This window comes from Chryseobacterium sp. D764 (assembly GCF_019317325.1).
GTDB lineage: Bacteria > Bacteroidota > Bacteroidia > Flavobacteriales > Weeksellaceae > Chryseobacterium.
This window is the reverse complement of sequence record NZ_CP079219.1, coordinates 4,585,503-4,608,453: the sequence shown is the minus strand read 5'-3', so window position 1 is coordinate 4,608,453 and position 22,951 is coordinate 4,585,503. Positions and strand designations below refer to the sequence as shown.

General features: G+C 36.2%; 25 protein-coding genes and 1 tRNA gene. 15 read left to right on the top strand and 11 right to left on the bottom strand.

Features of this window, described 5'->3' with window-relative positions:
* The first annotated feature begins 74 nt into the window (after positions 1-74).
* The gene (locus KYG33_RS21020; protein ID WP_077415515.1) at positions 75-434 is read left to right on the top strand and encodes a DUF4260 domain-containing protein; all 360 of its coding nucleotides are present in this window, start codon (positions 75-77) and stop codon (positions 432-434) included.
* A gap of 357 nt (positions 435-791) precedes the next feature.
* On the opposite strand, the gene rpsO is transcribed toward KYG33_RS21020, so the two are convergent.
* The gene (gene rpsO / locus KYG33_RS21015; RefSeq protein ID WP_034692246.1) at positions 792-1,061 is read right to left on the bottom strand and encodes a 30S ribosomal protein S15; all 270 of its coding nucleotides are present in this window, start codon (positions 1,059-1,061) and stop codon (positions 792-794) included.
* 173 nt (positions 1,062-1,234) lie between these two features.
* Here rpsO and KYG33_RS21010 point away from each other — a divergent pair, with 173 nt between their 5' ends.
* The 8 genes from KYG33_RS21010 to KYG33_RS20975 all read left to right on the top strand — a co-directional run bounded on the left by KYG33_RS21010 (position 1,235) and on the right by KYG33_RS20975 (position 5,914).
* Positions 1,235-1,783: a pyruvate decarboxylase gene (locus KYG33_RS21010; protein ID WP_077415517.1), complete on the top strand. Its 549-nt coding sequence runs from the start codon at positions 1,235-1,237 to the stop codon at positions 1,781-1,783.
* 240 nt (positions 1,784-2,023) lie between these two features.
* Positions 2,024-2,179, top strand: coding sequence for a hypothetical protein (locus KYG33_RS21005; RefSeq protein WP_219072352.1), 156 nt, complete (start codon positions 2,024-2,026; stop codon positions 2,177-2,179).
* Positions 2,180-2,340: 161 nt separating this feature from the next.
* On the top strand, positions 2,341-2,481 hold the full coding sequence (locus tag KYG33_RS21000) for a bacteriocin-like protein (protein WP_175627217.1): 141 nt from the start codon (positions 2,341-2,343) through the stop codon (positions 2,479-2,481).
* 35 nt (positions 2,482-2,516) lie between these two features.
* The gene (locus KYG33_RS20995; RefSeq protein ID WP_172625734.1) at positions 2,517-2,663 is read left to right on the top strand and encodes a bacteriocin-like protein; all 147 of its coding nucleotides are present in this window, start codon (positions 2,517-2,519) and stop codon (positions 2,661-2,663) included.
* Between the two features lie 146 nt (positions 2,664-2,809).
* Complete coding sequence (locus KYG33_RS20990; protein ID WP_156121080.1) at positions 2,810-2,959, top strand: bacteriocin-like protein; 150 nt, start codon at positions 2,810-2,812, stop codon at positions 2,957-2,959.
* 347 nt (positions 2,960-3,306) lie between these two features.
* Positions 3,307-4,629: a magnesium transporter gene (gene mgtE / locus KYG33_RS20985; RefSeq protein ID WP_077415519.1), complete on the top strand. Its 1,323-nt coding sequence runs from the start codon at positions 3,307-3,309 to the stop codon at positions 4,627-4,629.
* A 26-nt stretch (positions 4,630-4,655) separates the two neighbouring features.
* Positions 4,656-5,396, top strand: a complete 741-nt coding sequence (locus tag KYG33_RS20980; RefSeq protein ID WP_077415521.1) for an ABC transporter substrate-binding protein — start codon at positions 4,656-4,658, stop codon at positions 5,394-5,396.
* 50 nt (positions 5,397-5,446) lie between these two features.
* Entirely contained in the window at positions 5,447-5,914 is a 468-nt protein-coding gene (locus tag KYG33_RS20975) for a cupin domain-containing protein (RefSeq protein ID WP_077415522.1), read from the top strand.
* Positions 5,915-6,008: 94 nt separating this feature from the next.
* Here the strand turns inward: KYG33_RS20975 and KYG33_RS20970 are convergent, their stop codons facing one another.
* Together KYG33_RS20970 and KYG33_RS20965 are read right to left on the bottom strand one after the other, a co-directional pair.
* Positions 6,009-6,458: a GAF domain-containing protein gene (locus tag KYG33_RS20970; RefSeq protein WP_047381126.1), complete on the bottom strand. Its 450-nt coding sequence runs from the start codon at positions 6,456-6,458 to the stop codon at positions 6,009-6,011.
* Between the two features lie 13 nt (positions 6,459-6,471).
* Positions 6,472-7,899, bottom strand: coding sequence for a nicotinate-nucleotide adenylyltransferase (locus tag KYG33_RS20965; protein WP_077415524.1), 1,428 nt, complete (start codon positions 7,897-7,899; stop codon positions 6,472-6,474).
* Positions 7,900-7,953: 54 nt separating this feature from the next.
* Between KYG33_RS20965 and KYG33_RS20960 the strand changes: the two genes are divergently transcribed.
* From KYG33_RS20960 to KYG33_RS20950, 3 genes are all read left to right on the top strand, one after another.
* Positions 7,954-8,721, top strand: a complete 768-nt coding sequence (locus tag KYG33_RS20960; protein WP_077415896.1) for an MBL fold metallo-hydrolase — start codon at positions 7,954-7,956, stop codon at positions 8,719-8,721.
* A 93-nt stretch (positions 8,722-8,814) separates the two neighbouring features.
* Positions 8,815-8,894, top strand: a tRNA-Leu gene (locus tag KYG33_RS20955).
* Positions 8,895-9,139: 245 nt separating this feature from the next.
* A complete protein-coding gene (locus KYG33_RS20950) occupies positions 9,140-10,210 on the top strand; it encodes an acyltransferase family protein (protein ID WP_077415541.1) in 1,071 nt (356 codons plus the stop codon).
* A gap of 105 nt (positions 10,211-10,315) precedes the next feature.
* Here the strand turns inward: KYG33_RS20950 and KYG33_RS20945 are convergent, their stop codons facing one another.
* Positions 10,316-12,034 carry a S41 family peptidase gene (locus KYG33_RS20945; RefSeq protein WP_077415543.1) on the bottom strand — a complete coding sequence of 573 codons (1,719 nt, stop codon included), beginning with the start codon at positions 12,032-12,034 and terminating at the stop codon, positions 10,316-10,318.
* Positions 12,035-12,101: 67 nt separating this feature from the next.
* Positions 12,102-12,797, bottom strand: a complete 696-nt coding sequence (locus KYG33_RS20940; RefSeq protein ID WP_077415545.1) for a VIT family protein — start codon at positions 12,795-12,797, stop codon at positions 12,102-12,104.
* A 62-nt stretch (positions 12,798-12,859) separates the two neighbouring features.
* Here KYG33_RS20940 and KYG33_RS20935 point away from each other — a divergent pair, with 62 nt between their 5' ends.
* Together KYG33_RS20935 and lgt are read left to right on the top strand one after the other, a co-directional pair.
* Entirely contained in the window at positions 12,860-13,018 is a 159-nt protein-coding gene (locus KYG33_RS20935; RefSeq protein WP_180565344.1) for a hypothetical protein, read from the top strand.
* Positions 13,015-13,851, top strand: a complete 837-nt coding sequence (gene lgt / locus KYG33_RS20930) for a prolipoprotein diacylglyceryl transferase (RefSeq protein WP_077415547.1) — start codon at positions 13,015-13,017, stop codon at positions 13,849-13,851. Before KYG33_RS20935 ends, lgt begins: the two co-directional genes overlap by 4 nt.
* A 78-nt stretch (positions 13,852-13,929) precedes the next feature.
* Here lgt and KYG33_RS20925 read toward each other — a convergent pair whose 3' ends face one another.
* Complete coding sequence (locus KYG33_RS20925) at positions 13,930-14,685, bottom strand: SDR family oxidoreductase (RefSeq protein WP_219072351.1); 756 nt, start codon at positions 14,683-14,685, stop codon at positions 13,930-13,932.
* A gap of 734 nt (positions 14,686-15,419) precedes the next feature.
* Here KYG33_RS20925 and KYG33_RS20920 point away from each other — a divergent pair.
* Entirely contained in the window at positions 15,420-15,842 is a 423-nt protein-coding gene (locus KYG33_RS20920) for a cold shock domain-containing protein (protein WP_077415551.1), read from the top strand.
* 258 nt (positions 15,843-16,100) lie between these two features.
* Here the strand turns inward: KYG33_RS20920 and KYG33_RS20915 are convergent, their stop codons facing one another.
* The 5 genes from KYG33_RS20915 to KYG33_RS20895 form a co-directional block, all read right to left on the bottom strand.
* Entirely contained in the window at positions 16,101-17,552 is a 1,452-nt protein-coding gene (locus tag KYG33_RS20915; RefSeq protein WP_077415553.1) for a TolC family protein, read from the bottom strand.
* Positions 17,533-20,655, bottom strand: a complete 3,123-nt coding sequence (locus KYG33_RS20910; RefSeq protein WP_077415555.1) for an efflux RND transporter permease subunit — start codon at positions 20,653-20,655, stop codon at positions 17,533-17,535. The genes KYG33_RS20915 and KYG33_RS20910 overlap by 20 nt, the downstream gene beginning before the upstream one ends.
* Positions 20,656-20,683: 28 nt before the next feature.
* Positions 20,684-21,772: an efflux RND transporter periplasmic adaptor subunit gene (locus tag KYG33_RS20905; protein WP_219072350.1), complete on the bottom strand. Its 1,089-nt coding sequence runs from the start codon at positions 21,770-21,772 to the stop codon at positions 20,684-20,686.
* A 60-nt stretch (positions 21,773-21,832) separates the two neighbouring features.
* Positions 21,833-22,165, bottom strand: coding sequence for a hypothetical protein (locus tag KYG33_RS20900; RefSeq protein WP_219072349.1), 333 nt, complete (start codon positions 22,163-22,165; stop codon positions 21,833-21,835).
* A gap of 282 nt (positions 22,166-22,447) precedes the next feature.
* A complete protein-coding gene (locus KYG33_RS20895) occupies positions 22,448-22,900 on the bottom strand; it encodes an SRPBCC family protein (RefSeq protein WP_219072348.1) in 453 nt (150 codons plus the stop codon).
* Positions 22,901-22,951 lie beyond the last annotated feature (51 nt).

Here is a 22,951-nt window from a genome sequence, read left to right as displayed (position 1 = left end):
GCTTTCTTTTTTTGATCTTAAAATGTAACTTTTTGTAATAAACAGGAACTTATCTAATAGATTAACAATATGATATGAAAATACAATTAAAGCTTGAATACGCAGCATTTCTGTTATTAGGAATCTATGCTTTTGCCCTAACGGGATATTCATGGTGGTGGTTTGCAGGGCTATTTCTTGCTCCGGACATTTCAATGCTGGGGTATACAGTGAATACCAAAGTTGGAGCATTTTTCTATAATCTCTTCCATCACTTTGGAGTAGCGATCCTTGTTTATTTTGCCGGAACAGCTCTATCTCTACCCTATCTGCAAATGGCCGGAGCCATTTTATTTTCTCATTCAGCTTTTGACAGAATTATGGGCTATGGATTGAAGTATTCGGACAGTTTTCAGAATACGCATTTGGGGAAGATTGGAAAAGATAGCAATTAACCACCCCTTCAAAAATTCTTTGAATTTTCGCCACCCCTCCGGAGGATGGGAATTAGTGCACCTTCAGTTGTGCTATTGGCTTAAGTTGTAATCTTTTATGAATAATAAAAGCTGGATTCCTACGGAATGACAAATTGCATGAATACAACTCCATTTGAATTGTGTCATTCCGTAGGAATCTAAATACTCTTTATATCACATGAAAATCAAAGACTTTAAAAAAACTTAAGTGCTCTTCTCAAACATTTAATAGTTTCTAAAAAGCTTTGTCCCTTTTGTGGTTAAAGAGTCACAGTAATATAAAATAAAAAAGCAACCTCTTTCGAAGTTGCTTTTTATTTTGAAAATCTTTATAGATTATTTTCTTAAACCTAGTTCAGCAATAATTGCTCTATATCTTGCGATATCTTTGTTTTTAAGGTAATCTAGTAAACTTTTTCTCTTACCTACCAATTTCACTAGAGATCTCTCTGTGTTGAAATCATGACGGTTAGCCTTTAAGTGCTGAGATAAGTGGTTGATTCTGAAAGTGAAAAGAGCGATTTGTCCTTCAGCACTTCCTGTGTCTTGTGCAGATTTTCCGTGTTTTGCGAAAATTTCCTGCTTTTTGTCTGTTGTTAAGTACATTCCAATATTGTTTAATGATTATTATGTAACGGGTGCAAAATTACGACTATTTTTTGATTCTGCAAACATTATTGATTTCATAAATCAAATTTGATAGAAAAAAATGTTAAAAATTTCTTAATAAATTTTATGCAATCCAACGAAAAGGCAGTAATTTTGCATTCGAATTACAAATGAAAAAAATTATATTCTTTACGGCAATTACAACTTTTTTATTCATCGGCATTACTTCGGTAAAAGCTCAGAAAACGGCTGATGACAAAATAAAAAAAGTTCTGTACTTCAATCCTGAAGTAGAGCCTGATGTTGATGAGATAAAAGATCCCACCAACAATGCATTCTTTGACGCTGTTTCCGATAATTTCAGCAGCAGAAGAAATAAAATGCTCCGGGCGGAAGTTCAGGTTCCCTTTGACAGCATAGATAAACAGACCATCGCAGATTACTGCCTCAATAACGATGCTGATTTTGCGATTGTTTCCAAAGTACGGTATTTCAAAGTAGGCTTAGGAAAATATGTTTTCTCCAATCAGGTAGTTGTCAGCATGAAACTTTTTGGTTCTGACGGAAATCTTGTCACGGAAACAGACTATGATACTTACCGAAAAAATATGCGCCTGCTGGGTTCAACAGTAAACTCTGTTAAAATAGGAACCGAAGGAGCTATAAAAGGAATCATAAAAAAGCTGAGAAAGCTGAAGTCAACGGAAGCAGTGCTTTGAGTTTAAAGTTGGAATATAAGACCTTTGATAATCAATGGTCAATTTTGCTTCGCAAGTCAATCGTGAATTTTTACACTTCAGATCAATTAGCCGTATCAGAATAATTCATAATTCATAATTCATAATTCATAATTCATAATTCATAATTCTTTCATAGCCTTTATCCTGCAGAATATCTACATGTATATCAATACTTTGAATGCTTTCATTAGTTTAGTTTGATCTTAAATCTAAATTATTATGAAAAATTTAAATTTAAAAAGACTGAACAGAAACAGTCAGAAAGAAATCTCAGGAAGTATCATACGTCTTCAGAAATGTCAATATCCTTTTGAATGTCCGGGTGGATCATGCTGTCACAGAGTATGTGTAGTGTATCCATGCCCTGAATTATAAATATTTTCATGTTAAATAAAGCACTTGTTCACGCCTATGAAACAGGTGCTTTTTAGTTTAAACATATCATAAATAACTGATTAACAATTAAATATTTTCACCAAATAAGGAATTATTAAATATTTTTTACTATTTTAGTTCAATATTAAAATCTAAACCCTATGAAAAATCTAAAGAAACTCAGTAGAGAAAAAGCAAAGCAAATCAATGGAGGATCCATTGAACGATGCAGTGACAGTAACCCGTGTACTGTAGGATATTGCTGCTATGGCATTTGTTCACCGTTCATCTGCCTTGAATAGAATATAAAAAACTTAACTAACTCACATAAAATATCATGAAAAATCTAAAAAAACTCAGCAGACAAGTACAAAAGGAAATCAAAGGGAGCGGACCTTTCAAAAAATGTACAGAACATTACGAATGTCCGGGCGGTTCGTGCTGTCATAACATCTGTGTTGTGAATCCATGTCCCCTGGAATAATATATGATCATTACAGACACCTGCACTTGTAGGTGTTTTTTATTTAAAAATTAAACAAAACCTTGATTTATAGTAAAATATTTTCACCACCAAATGAATAATATGAAAATATTTACTATTTTAGTTTAACATTAAATCTAAACCATATGAAAAACTTGAAGAAACTCAGCAGACAAGCTGCTAAAGAGATCAACGGCGGCATCGGCCCCTTCAGATGCAGTATAACAAGACCATGTTCTGTGGGATATTGCTGTAACGGAGAATGTTGGGATCATGACTGTCCGATAGAGCCTTAATCTTACTATATTTGATTACCATGAAAAATTCAAATCTTAAGAAGCTCAACAGGCTGCAGCAAAAAAATATTAAAGGAAGCGGAATAAAAAAGTGTGGGGACAACTCAGATTGCGGCCCCTACCAGTGCTGTACAAATGCTGTCTGCACATACATCCCTACCTCAGAATGTGAACCAATTTAAAGAATATTGGAATTTAAATTTAATTTTTTAACATTCGCTTCGGCGGGTGTTTTTTTTTTGGCCTTATACTGAAGTGATAAACTTTAATTAATCCTTAATTTTGCCACTTTATTGCTCAGTCTTAAAAATTTGAATTATTTTTGCATATCCAAAAAATTTCACGTTTTGAATTCTAGAGACGAACTTATCTTCAACCCTGCCGATATTGCCGAAACTCTCAGCGAACTTCCTGCTGATGAGAGACTGCTCGCGTTCCTGAAGGTTCCGAAAGAATACAAAGCAGAAGTTTTTTCACACCTTGACCCTGATTTTCAGGAAGATACCATCAGAAGTATCGGAAGCGATGAAGTTTCTGAGATCCTGAATGCAATGACTCCAGATGACAGGACTGCTCTTTTCGAGGATTTTCCGGATGAGCTTATCAAATATTCTATCAATCATCTTAACCCTCAGGAAAGAAGAATTGCTTTAAAACTTCTTGGATACAATTCAGACTCTATTGCCCGTCTGATGACGCCTTATTATATTCAGATCCGTAAGGAATGGACAGTAAAGAGATGTCTTCAGCAGATCAAAAAGGTAGGAAAAAGAGTGGAAACCATGAACTACCTGTATGTGGTGGATGAAAGAAACCGCCTGATTGATGACCTTGCTATCGGAACTTTGCTGTTGGAAGAGGAAGATACACTGGTTTCTGATATCACAGACAATCATTTCGTTGCGATTACCACAACAACTTCCAAAGAAGATGCAGTAACTTATTTTGAAAAGTATGACCGTGGCGCTCTTCCAATCATTACAGAAGCCGGTGTTCTGGTAGGAATTGTAACAATTGACGATATTCTCGATCAGATTGAACAGCAGAATACGGAAGATATTCAGAAATTCGGGGGATTGGAAGCATTGGATCTTCCTTACATCCAGACCTCCTGGACTGAAATGATCAAAAAAAGAGCAACCTGGCTGATCATTTTATTTGTTTCGGAAATGCTGACAGCTTCTGCAATGGGATATTTTGATAAAGAAATTGAAAAAGCTGTTGTTCTTGCTCTATTTGTTCCGTTGATTATTTCCAGTGGAGGAAACTCCGGATCGCAGGCAGCAACATTAATTATCCGTGCAATGGCGCTTCAGGAGATCAGTCTTAAAGACTGGTGGTATGTCATGAAAAAAGAAATTATCTCCGGATTATGTCTTGGGGCAATTTTGGGAGTTATAGGATTTATAAGAATTATGCTTTGGCAGCAGATTGGTCTTTTTGATTATGGTCAGTACTGGGCTTACGTTGGATTAAGTGTTTCAGTTTCATTAATTGCCATTGTGTTGTGGGGAACGCTATCCGGTTCTATGATCCCGTTTGTCTTAAAGAAATTAAACCTTGACCCAGCTACTTCTTCGGCTCCGTTTGTAGCAACATTGGTAGATGTGACGGGACTTATTATCTATTTTACCGTAGCCGGACTTTTCTTAACCGGAAAACTTTTGTAATTTTAGGCATCATCTAACATGCCAATATGAAAATCGTTTCACTTGTACCTTCAATTACTGAGGCTTTATTTGACCTTGGACTCACCGAAAATGAAGTTATCGGAAGAACAAAATTCTGCATTCATCCTCAGGATAAAATAAAAAATGTACCCATAATCGGTGGAACCAAGAATATCAATATCGAGAAAATAAAAGCATTACAGCCGGATCTTATTCTTGCCAATAAGGAAGAGAATGTAAAAGACCAGGTAGAAGCTTTAATGGATGACTTTAAAGTAACGGTGACGAATGTTGAAACAATTGAGGACAATTATTATCTGCTTAAAAATCTCGGACAACTTTTCGGAAAGGAAGAGAGAGCACAGCTTTTTAATCTTAAAATATATGAAATACTGAATCAGGCCAAGCTGGAAACACCTCTGAAAGCGGCTTATCTTATCTGGAAGAATCCTTATATGACCATTGGTTCAGATACATTTATTCATAGGATTTTATCAGAAATTGGCTTTGAGAATATTTTCAAAGATAAAACCCGCTATCCTCAGATTACTACTGAAGATCTTGCAGATGCAGAGGTCATCATGCTTTCTTCCGAACCATTTCCCTTTAAAGAAAAACATATTGAAGAACTGCAGGCTTTTTACCCTGATAAAAAAATCATGATTGTAGATGGTGAAGCATTTTCCTGGTATGGAACTCATATTGCAAAATGTGAGAATTACTTTAAAGAATTATTGGCTGAAATTCACCTGATGCAGCAAAGCTAATTTTTTTGACCATTAACTTTAAACTCTAAAACATTAAACTTTAAACTCACATGTCTGATACATTTATATTATCTGAAGGAGCAGAATTTGATCACGTTATTCAGGAAGTTTCAAAATACATCAATCTTTATGTAATGGCTTTTGAAAAGAATGAACGAGCCATCACACAAATGGATAAACGTGAGAATATGTACGGTGGAAAAGGAACTGTATATATGCTACAGATGTTTGATCAGAAGGAATTAGCTAATAATCGCCTTGCAGCGTATATGGTTTTACTGAATAAAGGTGATGAATCCGGGTTTCATACGCACAACCAAAGAAATGAGCAGGAACTGTACGTGGTCATTCACGGAACCGGAGAATACCGTGAAAGAACCGGACTTGAGGGATCCATACGAAAGAAAGTTATTAAGAAAGGAGATATTACAGCCATCAGTTCTATAGGTTATCATTCTATTGAAAATACAGGAGACGGACCTTTAATCATGTTTGTCATTACCACTTATAATCCATAATTTCTGAATAATAAACTAGGAATTTCCGGTTATACTCATAAAAAACTCCAACTATAAAAGCCGGAGTCTATATTGTATTCGTATTGAAATTCTACTATAAAACCTTAGAAACTTCGTTACAAAGCCATTCTAATAATTCACGGTCTTCATTAGTGAAAGGGTCTACCTTATGAGAATCAATATCAATCTGGCCGATGTTTTTTCCGTCTTTAAAGATAGGAACTACAATTTCTGCTTTTGTATCAATAGAGCAGCTTAAATAATTGCTTTCTTCATTTACATCAGGAACTACAAATGTTTCATTGGAAACCGCAACCTGTCCGCAAATTCCTTTACCGTAAGGAATAATGGTATGATCTGTTGGTGCTCCTACATAAGGACCTAAAATCAATTCTTCCTTATCTCCGTTTTTGAAATAGAAACCCGTCCAGTTGAAATAAGAAATTTCCTGATCCAACAAGTGGCAAACTTTTTCAAGTTTTTCTTCTGTATTATGTTTAGGACTTTCAAGAATTGAGGAAAGTCTTTTCTTTAATTCTGACATTGTATATATTTTTTTAAGAGAATTGTTTTAGGGAAAGTTCTTCTTTATATCCGAACATTCCACGCTCTTTAATCATTTCTGCTACACCTTCCGGAACCTGGCTTTCCCAGCCTTTCACACAACATGCTATTTTTCTCAAAATTTCTCTTGAGTAGATTTCCAGAAACTCCGGATTATAGTTCGTAATATCTACAATACGATTGTTGTGTTTGAAATATTTATAGAGTTCTTTCAGGTTTTCTTCTACTTTCAGGTTTGAAGAATCCAGCAACTGGTGAGTTTCAGGATCTTTATATGGATAAAGATATACTCTCATTCCGTTTCTGAAAAATTTCCCGAATGCTTCAAGGATTCCTCCTGACATATCTTTATAGTATTTTTCATCAAATACCATCAAAAGGTTGTTTACTCCCATCGCTACACCAATATCTCCACTTGTATAAGATGCGAAATAATCGATCAGTCTGTAATATTCAGAGAAGTTTGAAATAATAACAGTATAGCCCAGTTTACCAAGAATATCTACTCTATCAAGGAAATCTCTTTCGTCAATATCTCCATCTGCTCTCAGATTGGAAATAGTGATTTCGATTAGAACTTCTGTTTCTTCATGGGTGCAGATAGCGTCTTTGAAAAACATATCCATCCCATTTTTAAGCATATCAATGTTTACTTTCGTTACCGGTCTGAAACTTCCTCTTACTGCGAAAATATTTTTTTTGTACAATACATCTGCCGGAAGCATATTACTGCCCTGAGAATTGAAAATCACCGCATCGGTCATTCCATTTTTCACCAGCTGAAGAGACATCAGTCTGTTATCAACATAGGCAAAAGCAGGTCCGCTGAAATCAATCATATCAATTTCCAGGTTGTCTTTTGCAACATCATCGTATAAAGATTCTACTAAAGTTCTTGGGTTGTCAAAGTAATTGAAAGCCCCGAAAATAAGATTTACCCCAAGATTCCCTAAGGTTTCCTGCTGAAGGGTAGCATCATTTTCTTTGAATTTTACGTGAATCACGATTTCATTGTAATCTTCATTTTCTTTGGTCTGAAAACGAATTCCTACCCAGCCATGGCCTTTTACAGTCTTGTCAAAATTGATGGTTGTTACCGTATTGGCATAAGAAAAAAATTTTCTATCAGGATTATTATCTCTTGAAATTCTTTCTTCAATCAAAGCTACTTCATATCGAAGCATTTTGCGAAGCCTGTTTTGGGTAACGTATCTATTTTTTACTTCCTTTCCGTAGATGGCATCACTAAAATCTTTGTCATACGCAGACATCGCTTTAGCAATCGTACCGGAAGCTCCTCCTGCTCTAAAAAAGTGGCGAACAGTCTCCTGCCCTGCTCCAATTTCTGCGAAAGTACCATAAATAGTAGGATCTAGATTAATTGTTAATGCTTTTTGTTTAGGAGTTAGTTTCTGATACATTAGGACATGAAATTTTTTGTAAATTTACCAAAATTAAACCAACCTCAAAACAAAATGAAGTTGAAATTTTTAGGAACCGGTACTTCTCAAGGTGTACCCGTTATAGGCTGTACATGTGAAGTGTGTACTTCTGAAAATCCCAAAGACAAACGTTTACGTTCTTCCGTGATGGTGACTACGGAGGAAAATAAAAAAATACTGATCGACTGCGGTCCGGATTTCAGGCAGCAAATGCTTACCAACCAAGAACATACCGTAGATATTGCGTTGATTACTCATGAGCATAATGACCACGTAATCGGGCTTGATGATATGCGGCCATTGATTTTTAAGAGTGGAAAAGATGTTCCTCTCTACTGCTATTCAAGAGTCGCTCACGAAATTAAAAACAGGTTTCCTTACGCTTTTGCAGATGTAAGGTATCCCGGTGCGCCCGCTTTTGAACTTCATGAAATTGAAAACAAACCTTTTCACGTACTGGACACAGAAATCACTCCCGTAGAAGTGATCCACTATAAAATTACCGTATTTGGATACAAATTTAAAAACCTTGCCTACATTACAGATGCCGGATTCATTTCTGAAACAGAAAAGGAAAAGCTGAAGAATCTGGATGTCCTGATATTAAACTGTATCAGAAAATTTGACCCCCATCCTGCCCATTTTATTCTTCCGGACGTCATCAAACTGTTTGAAGAGCTAAAACCGAAAAAATTATTTTTAACACATATCAGCCATCATTTAGGGCTGCATAATATTGAAGACAAGCAGCTTCCGGCCGGAATACACCTTGCCTACGATGGTTTGGAACTCAGCTTTTAAAAATTTTTCTTCAAAAAGCTTTTGAACATTGAAAAAAGTTCCTATATTTGCACACCAATTTGAAACAAACATCATGTTTGAACTCAACATCAAGCCCAGGTGGCGGAATTGGTAGACGCGCTGGTCTCAAACACCAGTTCTTAGGAGTACCGGTTCGATCCCGGTCCTGGGTACAGAAAACCTCTGAAATCATTTGATTTTCAGAGGTTTTTAATTTTCACAGTGATCAAAAGGTAACTTTTTACAATACTTTCTTCAATTTAATTTCACTTTTACTCTTGTTGTTATAACTCTTATTTTTCAAATATTAGAAATATAATAATCTAAGCCTAAACAGATTCATTAATAAAGTATTAGTAATATTATTTTTTAACACATTCAGATTTTAATTTTCTTTACTTTTGCGGAAAATTTTTTTATGAAGATAAGATTTGAGTTTCTTGATGGAATAAGAGGAATTTCTGCGTTATGGGTAGTTTTGTATCATTCTTTATTATTTAATGGCTATTCTGCAGCTCATGATATTAAATGGTCTAATGACCTTGTTCTCTATTTTATACAAAAAGCTACGTCAATTGGTCATTTGGCAGTATCTATATTTATAGTTCTTTCCGGTTTTTGCCTTGCTATTCCAGTGGTTAACAATAATATGGAAATAAAAGGAGGGTTTAAAAGATATATTAGCAGAAGAGCCAAAAGATTAATTCCGCCCTATTATATTGCATTATTGTTATCAGGATTAATGATTTTATGTTTTCCCTTATTACAAACAGCACAAAATACAGCTTGGGATAGCAAAATACCTGTCACTTTTTGGTCTGTTATCAGTCATATTGGATTATTTCATAATTTAAATTCTTCATGGGTTTATAAGATCAATGGAGCACATTGGTCCATAGCTACAGAATGGCAGATTTATTGGCTTTTTCCTCTCATGCTTATACTTTGGAAAAAAACTAATAAATATGTCTCATTTATTATATTCGCTTTATTGGCATTATTATTAAAAAAGCTGATTCCAATGGCAAAACCTGAATTTATAATTCTATTTTTCATGGGAGTTATCTGTTGTTATTTATCATTTAAAAAGACAACAATCAATAAATTTTTAATTCCTTTAGCTGTAATTCTTTTCATAGGAAGTTTATCACTATTCGCATTATTAGATATTAACAGTTTTTTAATGATATTAATTACAGGGGTAACATTCTCTTTTTTATTGTATTCATTAGTCACATACAAAAAAGCAACAGGAAAATCAATCATTATTCTTGAAAGCAAACCATTAGAATTTTTAGGAAAAATATCATACAGTTTATATCTTATACACGGTCCGTTCCTTGCATTAATAAATCTTTATTTATTAAAAAACTTTGAACTCACAGATGATACCCGGCAATGGGTGATCTTTGCATTTATTTTTATTTTTATTATCCCTATAACCACTATTTTTTATCACCTGGTTGAAAAGAGATTTCTAAATAAGTAATAATTACCTCTCATGAAATAAAATATGAGAATAGTTTATTAATACAAAAGACCACCTGCGTTTTGCAGGTGGTCTTATTCTTTTATCTAACTCATCTTTTATTAACTAATTCAATCCTTTTAAAACTGCTTCAAGCTCCAGATCCCGTTTCTGAATAATATCATCATCAGAATACTCAATGAATTCATTGATCCTCACACCTACTTTTTGAGTCTGGGAATTGTCATAATAAAAAATACCATTTCCGGTAAATTCCAAGTTATATCCGGCAGGCAGTTTCAATGTTCTGATGTCACCATCTGCACCTGCTGTTCTTTGGCCGATGGTTTTGGACTGAGGAAAAATATTCTGAAGATTCATTGTATTCCATTCACTCATACTTAAGGTCTCCGGATTGACAATCATAAATACCTTTCCCGTGTATGGATGGATGGTTTTATTTTTAATATCAGAATAATAAGTCCCAAAATCTTTATAACTGATTGGAATATAGGTCCCGATATTTTTCACGTTGGGTTTATAGTATTTTCCAAAATGGTTCTCTACGGGCGAGAAGTATTTGTAGACATAATAGAATACAAATCCACCCCAATCCGGATATCCTCTCATATCAAAGACAATAGCCTTTTTTGATGATGCTTCTTGGAAAATAGAATCCATATGATCATCCAGCTTATCATCAGCTATATTGTTTGTAAAAGCAAAAGCATCATTGATTTTAAAATAGGCAATATCTTTATGATCAATTTTGTACTGCTGCTTAAGGCGGGTTTTATTTTGGATGTACTCTGTTACTATTGCTCGTTGTTGTTTGTCTGTGAAATTAATAAACTCTGTATCTGCGTGATAGGCTTTATTATCCTTTGACACTACTTTTAAGTCTTTACGAGGCTGATCATCAGGCCAGATCAGATTTCTCTGGTAATCTGACATCAGATACAACAACGTTTCAGGATTAGAGGTGGAAAGTAATTCTTTCTTTTCTTTAATAATCTGACGGATACTTTTACCACCAACCTCCGTTATTCTATCTCCAATATGAATATTAGCTTTGGAACAGATTTCAGGTAAAAGAAGCTGGGTCACCAATATATGATCTTTCAATATCACATAATTAAAGGGAGGAAAATATGATCTGTAGAAAATTTCATTTTTATAATTAAGCTGATCATAAAACCTGAAAGAATGGGTATCTTCCATTGAGGAAACTACTTTTGCCAGAATAATCTCAAACTCTTTTCTTGAAGTACAGTGAACAGTTTGGTCTGTTAAATCCGAGAAATAGGCTTCAGTATTTTTATCCATCAGATATTTATGTGGATAAAGATAATCAATCGCACCCTGCAATTTGGCCAATGTCAGCAAACGGTAGGCAAGCGGCAGATTCTCATCTTTTTTAAATTCGTTTGTCTCAGAAGCAAGTATTTTTTCTTTCTGATCAGCATCAGCAATGAATCTATGGCTGTAGATATCATTCAGTACTATTTTGTTTTCTAAACTGACTTTTTTATTGTTCTGATACCATCTGAAGTCTTGATTGACAGAGAGTACATCTTTCGGAGTATCAATAACCGGAGCACCGGAAAATTTATGATTCAGATTTGCTGATAAAAAGGTAATAACTGCATTTTCATCTGATTTTTCATTCACTCTCCCAATAGTCTCCAAAAACAGGCTGTCGGCATCTTTTTTTCCGCTGGCAACATCAGGATGATAATATTTTATGAAATTCCAGGTCTTCATAAAATAGGTGTAGCTATTTTTTTGAGCGCAAACAGTTGCATTAATAACAACCACAAAAAACAAAATAAAAATATTCTTCATTTATCTGAATTTGTGATGTAAAATACACTTTTTAAGGCATATAAAATGTAAATAATTTTTACAGACTTTACGCTACATTAACTCCAAAAATGTGCCCTACAAATGCTGTAATTCCCATTGCAACAGTTCCCCAGAAACAGATCCTCAATACGGCTACTTTAATACTGGAACCTCCCGCTTTGGCAGAGATTGCTCCCAAAAGCATTAAAAATATAATTGAAAATCCATATTGGAAATACACCATTTGTTTAAGTGGTGCTAAAAGAGAAACGCTAAACGGCAATAAAGCTCCCACAGCAAATGAACTGAATGAAGCCATCGCTGCCTGCAATGGTTTCGCCTGCGTTATTTCATTAATACCTAATTCATCACGGGCATGTGCTCCCAATGCATCGTGTTCCGTAAGTTCAACTGCTACCTGCATTGCTGTCTCTTTGGTACATCCTCGTTTCTCATACACTTTGGCAAGCTCTCTAAGTTCTATTTCAGGCATTTCTTCAAGCTCACGTTTTTCACGAAGTAAATCTGCTTTCTCGGTATCTTCCTGCGAACTCACGGAAACATATTCCCCCGCTGCCATAGACATCGCTCCGGCAATCATACCTGCCAGTGCCGCAAGAATAATAATATGCCGGTCTGGTTCTGCGGCTGCAACCCCAATGACAATACTTGTGGTGGACAACAAACCGTCATTCGCTCCCAATACAGCTGCACGAAGCCAGCCTACCCTGTTTACATAATGTTTCTCCAACTGATGATGCATAGCTTTTTATTTTGGTGGTCCCCTAAAGTTACCAAATGTTTCATCAAGAATCATTTTAAATTATGTTCATTCTTACCCCGGATAAAGATCTCGTATGCTCAGAAACAGAATTCTATCTGATGTACAAACGAACCCTTAGCATTCTGAAAATCAAATTGAAAAACAGTAAAATACTTCCATTCAGTTCAGAAATTCCTATTTTCTTATCTTTGCAGGAATGAATTTATTATATATCAACTGGGATGTGAATCCCGAAATCGTCAATATCTTAGGATTTCCTTTAAAATATTACGGGCTGCTATTTCTTGCAGGACTGGTTTTATGTTTAAATATTTTAAAACGTATTTATAAAAAAGAAGGCCTTAGTTCGCAGGCTCATGAAGCTTTATTCTCTTATGCACTTATAGGAATTTTGGTGGGTGCCAGATTGGGGCACTGTCTTTTTTATGATTTTGATTATTATTCCCAGCATCCGCTTGAAATATTGCTGCCAATTCAGAAAGGAGTAGACGGAACCTATCACTTTACAGGATTTGCAGGACTTGCCAGCCATGGTGGTGGTATCGGATTGGTGATCATGCTTCTCATCTATGCGAGAAAATTTTCTATCCCGTTCATGACGGTTTTAGATGCTATAGCGATTGTACTTCCGTTGGGTGGTACTTTTATAAGGCTTGCCAATCTTATGAATTCTGAGATCATAGGAGTTCCTACGGACGTTCCATGGGCTTTTATTTTCCATCAGGTAGATAATCTTCCGAGACACCCTGCCCAACTTTATGAAGCGATCTCTTATTTTATTATTTTCCTTTCTGTGTATTTTATTTATAAGAAAAACATATTTAAAATCGGAAAAGGGTTTTATTTCGGAATCAGTATTCTGCTGATCTTCATTATGAGAATTCTGATTGAGTTCATCAAGGTAGACCAGGTAGAATTTGAGCACGGAATGATTCTGAATATGGGACAGCTGCTAAGTATTCCTTTTATTCTTCTCGGTTTATTCTTTATCATCAAAAGTATATTGGAAAAAGGAAAGGTAAAAACCACTTAATTTTCTGATTTTCTTCTAAAATAAAAACTCACTGAAAACAGTTTTCAGTGAGTTTCTTTTTTATGATTATCTGATAGATTATCTTGTGGTATATCCTCCGTTAGCAAAAATGGTCTGCCCGGTAATCCACCAGCCTTCTGTTACCAGAAATTCTACCAGCGGAGCGATATCTTTTATATTTGTAAGTCCTCCCAATGCTGATGCTGATTTATGATAAGCAACGGCATCATCTGTTTCCTGTCCATAGAAGAAAGGAGTATCCATTGGTCCAGGGGCTACAGCCGTTACAGAAATTCCTCTTGCTCCGAATTCTTTAGAAGCAGCTCTTGTAAAATGCTCTACAGGTGCCTTTGCTCCGGCATAAGTAGAATACAGTCCTGTGTAAGCAGCCAGCAGTGAAGTAACAATGGTACAGATCTTCCCGTGATCGTTCAGTTTGTTACCTGCTTCCTGCAAAAAGAAGTAAGCTGATTTTGAATTGACATTGAACATGGTATCATATTCCGCTTCTGTAGTCTCTGAAAATGGTTTTTTCAGTACCATTCCTACGGTATTGATTGCAATATCAATCCCTCCGAAACGGGAAATTGTTTCATCAAAGAATTTTGTAATATTGTCTACTTTGGTAAGATCTCCTTGGAACAAAAATGCTTCTGCTCCTAATGCCTGTACCTCAGCAAGTGTTTTTTCGCTATCTGCTTTTGAACTTTCACTGTTATAATGTATTGCCAGTTTTGCTCCTTTCGCAGCAAAATCTCTACTTAAAAGTCCTCCAAGGTTTTTACCTCCTCCGGCAATTAAAACAACTTTTCCTTTTACATTTTGTGTTGACATCGATTTTATTTTTAAATGTTAATGAGACAAAGATGAATAATAAAAATGGTCTCAACATGGTGAAGTTTTCGGGAATTTTAGAAAACTGCAAAGTGATTATCAGCTGATATTATGATTCTCAATGTAAACTAAGACAGAAACATTTATTTTTTTTTATAAACAACATTTTTTAATAGAATGCTATTTACCAGCCAGATATGACCCAAAACACCCCTTTCATATTAAACAAAGTTATATAATTCACTATTACGCATCAATTTTAGGCATAACATTTGATGCTTTTCCAGCCGTATTATACACCACTTCATTTTTATAATATATTTTTTTATAATCCTCAGTCTTCTGAGGATTTTTTTATGCCCTTGTTCTGGCTCTCATTATCGTCTTACATTCAGACTATAAAGGTATCCCGGCAGATCTGCCGTAAAACCATTTCTGATAATCAATCATTTAAAACCTGATAATTCATTTTATTGTTGTATATTTGTACATTAAATAACCAAGTCTATACTTTGTTTTCTGTAACGACCCGAATATTTTTTATTCAGTCTTTGCTTTTTGAGCAGCCATATTTTAAACTTTTATTCTTCTACTAAGAACAATACTTGTCGGAATTTTAAAGCTCTGTATGATTGGGATTATCCAAAACAGAAAACATAGCCAGGCTTTATAAGGTCTAAAACGGACCAGATTGAACCAATTAATTTATAGAAACTAAATACTAAAAATAATTTATGGCAGATTCTTTTTCTAAAAAGGAAAATTTCAAGAAAAAAATTCAAAAGCAAAAAGAAAAGGCGCTAAGACGCGAAGATCGTAAGACGAACAACAACAAAGGAGCGGAGGACGTCTACATGTATGTAGATGAATTCGGAAGATTAACATCTACTCCACCTGAACAAAGACAGGAAGTAAACCTTGATGATATTCAATTGGGAGCAGCTCCTATTATTGAGGAAGATCCAAGAAAAACTGGAATTGTTACTTTCCTTAGTGAAAAAGGGTATGGCTTCATCACCGAAGATAATAACAAAGAAAATATCTTCTTCCACAACAACAACTGTGTGGAGCCGGTAAAAAAAGGAAACAAAGTATCTTTCGAAAAAGAGAAGTCTCCTAAAGGATTTTCAGCTGTTGAAATCCAGATTGTTAAATAATACTTACACATAAAATGATTCTGCCCGTAAAGCAGGTTTGTTTTAAGAAATATAGAAAGAGACTGTCTCAATGAGACAGTCTCTTTTTTTGGACATATAAAAAAAGTTAACTCAACTTATAAAAAGTTAGATTCTAATGCAATATCCTTGAATTATTTCAATTACCATTACGGGAACCCGCAGAACATAGTTAAAGTTTAAAAATATAAAATAAGCTGTCCAAAAAGACAGCTTATTTCATCGTAAAAAAAGTAAAAATTAATCCAGTTTCCCACCCAGCGCTTTAAACAGCAGGACGTTATTTCTGGTATTCTGGTGCTGGAACTGTAATAAATCCAGTTCAGCAGTCAGTTTGCTCTTCTGAGAGTTGATCAGTTCAAAATAATTGGCATATCCTGTCAGATAGAGATCGTTGGAAACCTCCACCCCACGATCAAGAAAACCTACTTCCTCTGATTTCAGTTTCAGAACACGTTCATAGATCTTAGTCTGTTTCAGGATCGACTGAAGCTCGTTAAAAGCAGTCGTAATACTTTTCTGGTAGTTTAAAAAAGCAATTTCCTGCTCCTTACTCGCTACCTTGAATTCATATTTCAGTTGTCCTTTATTAAAAACAGGCACCATCAATCCACCCAACAATTGCCCTGCCAGTGAACTTGGTTTAAAAAATGTCTCTATAGAGAAAGAATTCAGTCCGAAGCCGGCTCCAAGATCAATTTTAGGATAAAATGCAGCCCTTGCAGCTTTTGCATCAGCCTGAGAAGCCTCTAAAACATAATAGTTTGCGGCTACATCCGGTCGGGAATGAATAACTCCTTCTACATTAATTGTTTTATTTAAGACTTCCATATTGGTAGGCATCAATATTTTTCCGCGTTTTACATCTCCGCCATAACTTCCCGTGAGTGTAGTAATAGCCTGTTCTACAGTAACAATTTCTACCCTTATGTGTTCAATCTCTGCCAGCCAGTTGTTATTCTGCGCTTTGAACTGCTGTACAGCTAATTCTGTAGCTTTTCCCACTTCACGCTGCGCCAGAACAATTTCAAATGCTCTCTGCTGGAGGTTGTAATTCTTCTGGTAAATAGCAAGACGATTGTCTAAAGCCACCAGCTGATAATATAAATTGGCAATATCTGTAAAAAGTTCTACCTGCAGCAGTCTCAGCCCTTCTGTGGAAGCCAGATATTTCTTCTGGGCAGCAATCTTTTTGTTTTTCAGTTTGCCCCACGCATCAATTTCCCAGCTGCTCCTTGCTCCAAGCCCGTAATTAGGCGTAAAATTTCTATTGATCTTCTGATCTTCCGTAATATTGGGAGAAAGATTGGTATCATAGTTCCCGACTCCTTCCATGGTATATTTTCCATACCGGTTGCCGGAAGCCTCTACTCCTACTTCAAGGGAAGGCAGTAAATCCATTTTTGATCTTTGAAGGAAACTGTTGGCAATCTCCACTCTTTGCTGCGCAATCTGGAAATCCGGATTGGCCTGAACCACTTTATCAAAAAGTTCGAGCAGCTGCGGATCTGTAAAATAAGCCTTTAAGTTGATCTGCTGGAATTCATCCGGAGATTTATTGTTATCAGCTTTGATAATTTCCTCTGGCAATTCCTGAGCTTTTTTCAATTCGGTTACTTTTGGAACAGCACATGAAACCAGGCTTAGTGAAGCAATTCCGTATATTATATTTCTATGATTTAATCTTTTCATCTTTCTTCTTATTTTCAAGTTTTGCAAAGAATATATACAGTCCCGGAATCACTACCAATCCGAAGATGGTTCCTATCAGCATTCCTCCTGCTGCTGCTGTACCAATGGAACGGTTACCTATTGCTCCTGCTCCTGATGCAATACATAATGGAATAAGCCCTGCTACGAATGCAAAAGAGGTCATCAGAATAGGTCTCAGACGCTGTCTGGCTCCTTCAATTGCTGCAGGAATGATATCGTATCCCTGTTTATTTCTTGCCACCGCAAATTCTACGATCAGGATAGCATTTTTAGCCAAAAGTCCAATCAGCATCACCAATGCTACCTGTGCATAAATATTATTATCCAATCCCATAAGTACCAATGCGATATAGGAACCAAAGATTCCCGTTGGAAGGCTTAATAATACCGGCATAGGAAGAAGGAAGCTTTCATATTGTGCCGCCAGTAAAAGATAGACGAATAAAAGGCAGATCGCGAAAATATAAACAGTCTGGTTTCCTGATAAGATTTCTTCTCTTGTCATTCCGGACCACTCAACATCAAATCCTCTTGGCAGTGTCTCTTTGGCAACACGTTCTACAGCAGCAATAGCATCCCCGGAGCTGTATCCGTCCGCAGGTTCTCCATTGATCATCGCAGACATATACATATTGTATCTCGTCAGTACTTCAGGTCCGTATACTTTTTCAATGGTGATGAAGGTAGAGAAGGGAATCATTTCACCTTTATCATTCTTTAAATATAAATTCAGAATACTTTCAGGGGTATCCCGATGCTCCGGACTTGCCTGTACCATCACTTTATACATCTGACTGAAACGGATAAAATTCGTGGCATAATAGGATCCCAGCATGGTCTGTAATGTGGACATCGCATTGTCTACTGAAACTCCTTTCTTCGCTGCCATATCATAATCCACATTGATCATATATTGCGGGAAAGTGGCATCAAAACTGGTAAAACTGTTCTGCAGCTCCGGAGCTTCATTTAGTTTTTTAACAAAGTCCTTGGTGATTTTATCTGTGTTCTCAATGGTTCCTCCGGTTCTGTCCAGCAAACGCAGTTCAAAACCACTGGTATTACCGAATCCCGGAACTGTGGGCGGGGCAAAGATCTCAATCTGGGCATCTGCAATGCTTTTAGTTTTATCAGAAAGCTCCGTGATCAGATTGTTCACTGAAATATTTCTTTCTTTCCAGTCTTTAAGATTGATCATCGCCATTCCGTAGGATGAACCTGCGATTTCCGTTACAATACTGTACCCTGCAAGAGTGGTCACGTTTTCTACTCCATTAATTTTCTTGGCAATAACAGTCACTTCATCCAGCACTTTTTCAGTTCTTTCTACCGTTGCTCCCTGCGGAGTAGTGACACTTACATACACCATTCCCTGATCTTCCATTGGAATAAATCCGGTTGGCAGGAATTTGCTGGTCACAAAAGTCAATCCAACGAATAAAAATAACAGTCCAAAAGTAACCATAGTTCTCGTCGCAAATTTTGATAGAATACTTACATATCCATTGGTCAGCCTTTCAAAACCTGTATTGAAACTCTGGAAAGCTCTGTCAATGATTGTTTTCTTTTTATCATGATTGTGAGGTTTTAAAATAATCGCACAAAGCGCTGGCGTAAGAGTCAATGCATTCACTCCGGAAATCACAATACTGATTGCCAATGTCAGTGAGAACTGACGATAGAATACTCCTACCGGACCATCAAGAAATGCTACAGGAATAAATACTGCTGACATTACGATGGTAATAGCCACTACCGCTCCTGCAATTTCTTTGGTTGCACTGATGGTTGCATCCATTGCATTCATTCCTTCTTCCATTTTCACATGGACGGCTTCAACGACGACAATGGCATTATCAACCACAATTCCGATGGCAAGAACCAATGCAAACAATGTTAAAAGGTTAACAGAGAAATCAAGCATATTCATGAAGGCAAAAGTTCCTACCAATGCTACCGGAACAGCCAACACAGGAATCAAAGTGGAACGCCAGTCCTGAAGGAAGATAAACACCACAATTCCTACCAGAATAAAGGCTTCAATAAGAGTTGTCAGTACCGCACTGATGGAAGCATCCAGGAATCTGGAAACATCATACGCCATATTGTACTCCATTCCGGGTGGGAAAGATGTGACTTTTAATTCTTCCATTTTTGCTTTTACACTTTCAATAACCTCGGAAGCATTGGAACCGGGACGTTGTTTCATCATGATGGATGCGGATGGTCTTCCGTCTGTTTTGGAAACCATTCCGTAGTTCATCGCTCCGAATTCAACTTTAGCAATGTCTTTAAGCTTTAAAATTGTTCCGTCAACATCAGATCTAATGGGAACTTCTTCATATTGTTTAGGCTCAAAAAACTTCCCTTTATATTTGATCACATATTGAAGCTGACTGGAAGTCTTCCCTGACGTTTCTCCAACTTTTCCGGGCGCTGCAGAAATATTCTGTTTTTGTAATGAAGTGATCACTTCATCCGCAGAAATATTGTAAGCCGCCATTTTCTGTGGATCCAGCCATACTCTCATCGAATATTCTTTCTGCCCCATAATCTCGGCACGGCCAACTCCATCAATACGTTTCAATTCCTGAAGGACATTAATATCCGTAAAATTATAGATGAACTGTTCATCCTGGCTCGGATCTGTACTTGTGATATTGAGGTACATCAGCATACTGTTTACCTCTTTTTCAGTGGTAACTCCGGCTCTGATTACCTCTTCAGGAAGTTCGTCAAGAATGGTTGTCACCCTGTTCTGGACGTTTACCGCTGCTACATCAGGATCTATTCCCACTTCAAAGAACACCTGAATAAGGGTAAGTCCGTCATTGGAAGTAACCGTAGACATATATGTCATTCCCGGCACTCCATTGATAGCACGTTCCAGTGGAAGAGCTACAGCATTGGCAGATACTTCCGCATTAGCTCCTGTATATTTTGCCGTAACGGTTACTGAGGGCGGTACGATGTCCGGAAACTGGGTGATCGGCATCTTCAGCAATGCCATAATTCCCAGTAATACAAATAATATGGAAATAACCAACGAAAGAACCTTTCGTCTTATAAACATTTCTACCATAGTCAATAGATTTAAAGATTATGAAAGGTTAATATTTCTTTTTGATTTTGATGATATCACCATCTTTCAAAGACTGAGTCCCTTCATAAATGATTAAATCTCCTTTTTTAAGGCCGCTTTCTACCATATAAGAATCCCTTAAGGTATTTCCGATCTTAATACTGGTCATTTTCACTTTATTCTGTTTATCCACAACAAAAACATAGGTCTTATCCTGGATGGAGAAGGTAGATTTTTGTGGAATAAGAATCGCATTATTCTGTTGTTCAGAAATAATAAGTTTCCCGGAAGTCCCGTGTTTAATCAGACGGTCCGGATTCGGGAAAAGTACTTTATAACGAATGGAACCCGTGGCTCTGTCGATTTCCCCTTCAGCGGTTTTTAAAGCGCCGTTGAACTGATAATTGACTCCATTGGGCAGCGTCAGCTCTATCTTTTGATGACTTCCGATCTTATCGTTGGCCAAAAGCTCAAAATACAGATTTTCAGGAATGGAAAAATACGCATATACTTCATTCAATTGAGACAGCGTAGTCAATAACGTCCCATTTTCTACCAGACTTCCGTCTTTATGAGGAATCACGTCAATTACCCCATCAAAAGGTGCCGTTATCCTTGTAAAGCTTATTTTCTGAAGAACCGTTCTCTTTTCTGCATCGGCAAAAGCATGTTTTGCTTTGGCAGAGGACAGTTTTGCTTTCACCATTTCCAATTCGTTATTGGCTACAAATTTTTTAGCATGAAGACTCTGAATCTGCTTCAGTTCTACTTCTGCTATACGAACATCAGCTTCAGTCTGCTTTAATGTCGCATTAGCTTTCAGAAGTTCCATCTGCAGCTCAGCATCATTGATTTTAAATAAAGCCTGCCCCTGATGTACAAATTGTCCCTCGTTTACATAAATATGCTGTATAATGCCTCCGATTCTGGACCGCATTTCAACATTTTTTTTAGCCTGGATATCGGTGACAAACTGGTTGCTTACCAGTGTATCTTTTTCTTTGATTTCCAGTACGGGAACTTCTTTGTCTTTTTTATTATTTTTCTCCTTGTCTTTACTGCATGACACAGCGAATAATGTTGCCATAAAGCAAATTATCACAGTTTTAAAATACATTTTTAAATGTTTAAGTTATAAAATTTTCGTTAAAGTAATTTGATATTCAATAACTTAAACCTAGTACAACTGGAGGAGATGGAGAAAGGATTTAACTCCACAAATAGTAGATACAGCAATCTCCGGAAGGATGATTTTCGGAATAACTTTTAAAATTCCTGAAAAATCCGCAATTGCGGGATCACTTTTTTTGACGGAATGTTTTACAATTTTGGCAGCTGCAGGCAATGCATGCGTATTCATATCTGCCTCTTCGTACACATCCAGAAGATGAATATTGGTTACATGGGGAACATGAGGAATATTCTGCAATGATTTTTCTGCCCAATTCGAATTGAAAAGGGTAAAAACCAGCATGATATAAAATAAGATAAATGACCTCAGACCTGCCATGTCAACCAGAACACATTAGTTTTTTAGTAAAAACGATATGGTGCAAAAATAGTGATTTCTACTGGGAAATCCGATCATTGAACTGTTAAAAAAACTTAAACAATGGATGAATAAATTCCAATTATTGGAATTTAGATTCTTGCGGAATGACAAACAGAACGTTATATTTATTCATAGCCTCTGTTATTCCATAGGAATTTAGATAAAATCATTAAAGGTTTTGGCTAAAGCCAATTGATTTTGCTTTTATTTTTAACAGGCTAAGCCCATTTCTATTGATAGCTAGAACAATTTACTGAGCACTCTGAAACGGTAATCAAAAATATGTTCCAGTTTCTTTTTAACGAAAAGACGGTGAGCAATTTCGCCTAGAAATCCCATAGGAAGTTCATAATCTATGGTATCTCTCATCAGTACGCCTTCTTCATTGGGAATAAATTCATGATGGTGGTTCCATAGTTTGTATGGGCCTTTTTTCTGGAAATCAATAAAGCTTTTTTGAAAATCGACGTGGGTGATTTCTGTCTGCCATTTCATTTTAATACCAAACAATGGAGAAACATAATAGTCGATGAGCATTCTTTCATAGATTTCATCATCATCCATTTCCGTCAATACAATAAAGCCCATATCTTTCGGGGTAATTTCTGAAAGGTTATTGGCTGAAGAAAAAAATTTCCAGGCGGTTTCTATATCACAATTGAGCTGTTGTTCGCGGAAAAGCGTATGTTTCATAAGACGGAATCAATTTACATGATTGTTATGAAACAAATGTATAACAAAGAT